Raw genomic sequence first — 5096 nt, 5'->3', positions numbered from 1 at the left:
ATGGAAATACATCTTTTGAATATTTAAAAAATATTCGTTTGGAAAAAGCGAAAAACAAACTTCAGTATTCAAAGGATTCTATTTTTGAAATTGCTTTTAAATGTGGCTTTGACACTACATCATACTTCTCTAACATATTTAAAAAGCATATCGGATTATCACCAACTCAATTCAGGAAAACTTTATAAAATCAGCAAGATTTTATAAATCAACATTAAAAAACTACTCTACTTTTGGTTTAAGAAAACTAAAGGTAAATGATTAAAAAAATAGCACATATTACGGATTTACATCTGGACGAACAGTTTCCTTTTGAAGACCAAATATCTGCAAGAGAACGATTTGATAGTATTCTAAAAAATATTAAAGAGAATGATATTAATGATATTGTGTGTACAGGTGACATTGGAGAAAAAGGTATTATATATTTTTTCAAGCAACTTAAAAAGTTAAATTTTTCAATCACCTTAGGTAATCACGATAACTTTACAGAAATCATTAAACATTATAATTTGGGAGCAAATTATGATTCAAAAAAAATCTATCGGAGTGTTATCAAAAATTATTTCAAGTTTATCTATTTAGATTCTTCTTCAGGAAGTATAGACGCCAAACAACTCGTTTGGCTTAAAAAAGAGCTTATATCATCTCAACCTATTATCATTTTCATTCATCATCCAATTATTGGGTTTAATTTAAAAGTAGATGAAATAGGAAGGCTAAAAAACCAAAAAAACGTCACTACAATATTAACAGAAATACTAAATGAAATCACTATTTATTGTGGTCATTATCATACGGAAAGTACTTTAGTGTATAAAAACATTACACAATACATTACACCAGCAGTTGCTTTTCAGATTGAAAAAGACATTTCTGAAATAAAAATAAATACTGCTATTTCTGGTTACAGAATTATTCAACTTAAAAATAACGAACTCTCTTCAGAAGTTAAAATTCTAAATAATGCAAACTAAAAAGCAATCTTTCGTTGAAAGCTTGGCGAATGAGACAGTTGGGTTTTTAGTCACCATAATTTCATTACATATAATATTTCCGGTTTTAGGAATAGAAAACCACTCGGGTAAAAACACCTTGATAACAATCTATTTAACAGTTTTAAGTATCTTAAGAAACTATATTTTAAGGAGATACTTTAATAAGAAACAAAGCTATGATGAAAAATAACTGGTTACAACAACGTATGTAAAAAATAGGGGTTTAGGTGCTAGCCTGAACCATTTTTATCTTTAATTAAGTATCTTACTTTCCGAAAAGTTAGTGCTTAAAAATCCGCTACTTTTCATAAAGAAGACCATTGGTAGTAATGCGAAATGAGCAGAATAATATTGAAAAATGATTGACCTATTAATTTCTAAAACTCAAGAATCAAATATTGGTAACATAATATCAATGGAAATGGATAGTGAAAATTCGCAATTTATTTTCCCAAACTCAAGAGAAGAACATAAAAATCTCATAAAGGATGTGAATATTGAACACCTACTTTTAAAATCAGAAAACAATAAAATTATTGGTTTTGTAATACTCGCAGGGCTAAAAGACAAAAACAGGAACATTGAATTTCGTAGAATAATTATTAGCGAAAAAGGAAAAGGTTATGGTCGATTAGCAATAATAAAACTCAAACTATATTGCTTTGAAAAACTGAATTGTCATAGGTTATGGTTGGATGTGTTGGAGACAAATGAAAGAGCAAGGCATTTATACCAAACAGAAGGGTTTAAAGATGAAGGGAAATTAAGAGAATGCGTATTGATTGATGACGATTTTGAGAATTTGATAATAATGTCAATCCTTGAAAATGAATATAAAAACACTACTGACAACAATGACTATAGTTAATACGGGTTTTAGTGCCTAACCCAAAAAAAGTGCATTTTACAAAGTCCACAAAATTTTCAATTTTGCGTGCCTATTAAAGTAAAGAAAAAATTAAAAAGTCGGCTAAGTGCTTAATCGGAAATTAATTACTTTGAATTCCCGTACTAACCATAGACGAGACGTATGCAATGTAAAAAAGGGAAATGCAAAGAAAAACAGTTCACATAAAAAACATGGTATGCCCTCGCTGTATAGAAACAGTTGAAGGCATTTTTAATGACATAAATATCGATATAAGCTCAATCGAGTTAGGGGAAGTTATTACACAACAAGAGATTAGCAAAGACCAAAAAGAAAAACTGAATAAAAAATTATCTGAAAGAGGTTTCGAATTGTTAGAAGATACCAAGTCAAAGTTGATTGGTAAAATAAAAACTCTAATTATTAATTCCATTCATTACTCGAAGGAGCCTATCTATATTAACTTGTCAAATTATTTAAGTGACCAATTACATCATGATTACAGTTATTTGAGTCGTTTGTTCTCATCTGTAGAAGGAATTACTATCGAGAAATTTGTGTTATCCCAGAAAATTGAAAAGGTAAAGGAGTTAATGTTTTATGATGAACTTACTTTATCTGAAATAGCATTCCAAATGGACTACAGTAGTGTAGCATATCTTTCTTCTCAATTTAAAAAAGAGACAGGTATGACACCTACTCAATTTAAAAACCAAAAAAAACCAAATCGAAATCATTTAGATAGTTTTTAGTCAAAATCTTATAAAAGGAGAACATAATATCATAATAACTAATTAATGTAACCTTCCGACTTTTGTATCCTAGTTTGAATACTTTAAAAATATGGATACATTAGTTTCAGAGAATAAAAAAATAAAAAAAGAATCCTTTCCAGTAACTGGTATGACCTGTGCAGCTTGTGCTTCCAGCGTAGAGTCCATTTTAGCTAATACAGAAGGAGTGAGTCAGGCAAGTGTCAATTTTGCTTCTAATTCGGTATTAATAGAATATAATGATGCCATAAAGGAGACCGATATACAAAACTCCTTGCGGAGTGTCGGTTACGATCTTATTCTAAATGTAGAAGATCCAATCGAAGCACAAGCAGAGCTGCAACGTAAGCATTATCAAGCTGTAAAAAAGAGAACAATTTGGTCAGCAATTCTAACATTTCCAATATTTATAATAGGAATGTTCTTTATGGAATGGGCTCCAGGGAGATGGATTTCATTAGGGCTCACAATACCAATTCTCTTTTATTTTGGTTGTGTTTTTTACATTAATGCATGGAAACAAGCAAAGTACCGAAAAGCTAATATGGATACCTTAGTGGCTTTAAGTACCGGTGTTGCTTTTTTGTTTAGTTTATTTAACACACTTTTTTCAGAATTTTGGCAAGCGAGAGGTATTCAACCTCATGTATATTACGAAGCGGCAACCGTGATCATTACTTTTATTTCACTAGGTAAATTAATGGAAGAAAAAGCTAAATCTAATACTTCATCAGCCATTAAAAAATTAATGGGACTTCAACCTAAAACATTAATAGTTCTTATTGATGGGGTAGAGCAAGAAGCACCAATAGCATCCGTAGAAAAAGGAAATATTATCTTGGTACGTCCTGGTGAAAAAATCCCAGTTGACGGAATAGTATCTACCGGTCACTCCTATGTTGATGAAAGTATGATTACGGGAGAACCAATAGCTGTAGCAAAAAACAAAGGAGAAAAAGTATTTGCAGGAACGGTGAACCAAAAAGGAAGTTTTCAGTTTGAAGCAAAAAAAGTAGGTAGTGAAACATTGCTTTCCCAAATTATCAAAATGGTGCAAGAAGCACAAGGCAGTAAGGCACCTGTTCAGAAACTAGTAGATCAAATTGCAGGAGTATTTGTCCCTGTTGTTATGAGTATTTCTATTTTGACCTTTATTGTATGGATGATATTTGGTGGCAATGATGCTTTTACTCATGCTTTACTAACATCAGTTGCAGTATTGGTTATTGCATGTCCATGTGCCCTTGGTCTTGCTACCCCTACAGCAATTATGGTTGGCATAGGCATAGGAGCGGAAAACAACATTTTAATTAAAGACGCTGAAAGTTTAGAGTTAGGACATAAGGTTAATGCTGTAGTGTTGGATAAAACAGGCACTATTACTGAAGGAAAACCTACTGTTACAAACATGATTTGGGCCAAAAATACAAATCAGGATAAGTTGTCTAGTATATTAATGTCTATTGAAGCCCAGTCAGAACATCCGCTGGCAAGTGCAGTAGTTAAAAAGATTAAGGAAACCGGAACTATAGCTGTTGAACTAGCAAATTTTGAGAGTTTTACAGGAAAAGGAGTAAAAGCGGTTACCCATGATGGATTAAAATTCTATGTCGGAAACCTCAAATTAATGCAGGATAAAAAGATTGCACCAAATGAAACTTTGTTAGCCCAAGCAACCCTATGGCAAGAGGAGGCAAAGACCGTTATATTTTTCGCTTCTGGAGAGCAAATAGTTGCAGTTATTGCTATTGCTGATAAAATTAAAGCCTCTTCAAAATCAGCCATTAGTAAACTCATAAATAGAGGTATAAAAGTTTATATGCTAACGGGAGATAATAATCAAACCGTTAAAGCTGTAGCCAAGGAAGTAGGATTAACAGATTATAAAGGAGAAGTTTTACCTTCGGATAAGGCAGATTTCGTGAAAAATCTACAAGATCAAGGACAAATTGTAGCGATGGTTGGAGACGGTATTAACGATTCTCATGCTTTAGTACAGGCAGACGTGAGCATAGCCATGGGACACGGATCGGATATTGCAATGGATGTGGCCAAAATGACATTGATCACATCGGATTTGGAGTCCATTCCTAAAGCGCTGCAACTCTCCACCAACACCATTCGAGGAATTCGTCAGAATTTATTTTGGGCATTTATTTACAATGTGGTTGGTATTCCAATAGCAGCAGGTATTCTTTATCCAATTAATGGTTTCCTATTAGATCCTATGATCGCTGGTGCCACAATGGCATTTAGTTCAGTCTCTGTTGTAGCAAACAGCTTGCGGCTAAAATCCAGTAAACTTTAAACAAAATATCATAAAACAATTGCAAAAAAGCATAAGGCATTGCCCTTAAGGGCAAATTACCTTTGTATTCAATAACAAATAAAACTTTAAGAAATTATGAAAACAAAAATTAATAACATCGTAAGAATAGTATTTGGTTTAGGGCTATT

6 protein-coding genes are annotated in these 5096 nt (G+C 32.2%); all 6 read left to right on the top strand.

The features are described 5' to 3' along the window. On the top strand, positions 1–188 hold a 188-nt coding region (locus tag CXF67_RS07920; protein WP_145990399.1), incomplete at its 5' end, for a helix-turn-helix domain-containing protein. 69 nt (positions 189–257) lie between these two features. Then, positions 258–977 (top strand): metallophosphoesterase family protein, encoded by a 720-nt coding sequence (locus tag CXF67_RS07915; protein WP_102088266.1) that lies wholly within the window; start codon positions 258–260, stop codon positions 975–977. After that, positions 967–1188 (top strand): DUF7220 family protein, encoded by a 222-nt coding sequence (locus CXF67_RS19300; RefSeq protein ID WP_102088265.1) that lies wholly within the window; start codon positions 967–969, stop codon positions 1186–1188. Before CXF67_RS07915 ends, CXF67_RS19300 begins: the two co-directional genes overlap by 11 nt. Before the next feature lie 168 nt (positions 1189–1356). Further along, on the top strand, positions 1357–1866 hold the full coding sequence (locus CXF67_RS07905; RefSeq protein WP_102088264.1) for a GNAT family N-acetyltransferase: 510 nt from the start codon (positions 1357–1359) through the stop codon (positions 1864–1866). A 182-nt stretch (positions 1867–2048) separates the two neighbouring features. Further along, positions 2049–2618: a helix-turn-helix domain-containing protein gene (locus CXF67_RS07900; protein WP_102088263.1), complete on the top strand. Its 570-nt coding sequence runs from the start codon at positions 2049–2051 to the stop codon at positions 2616–2618. Between the two features lie 91 nt (positions 2619–2709). After that, positions 2710–4947 carry a heavy metal translocating P-type ATPase gene (locus CXF67_RS07895; protein ID WP_102088262.1) on the top strand — a complete coding sequence of 746 codons (2238 nt, stop codon included), beginning with the start codon at positions 2710–2712 and terminating at the stop codon, positions 4945–4947. The last annotated feature ends 149 nt before the right edge of the window (positions 4948–5096 follow it).

This window comes from Psychroflexus sp. MES1-P1E, from assembly GCF_002836055.1.
In the GTDB taxonomy this organism is placed as follows: Bacteria; Bacteroidota; Bacteroidia; order Flavobacteriales; family Flavobacteriaceae; genus Psychroflexus.
This window is presented reverse-complemented; position numbering and strand designations above follow the sequence as displayed.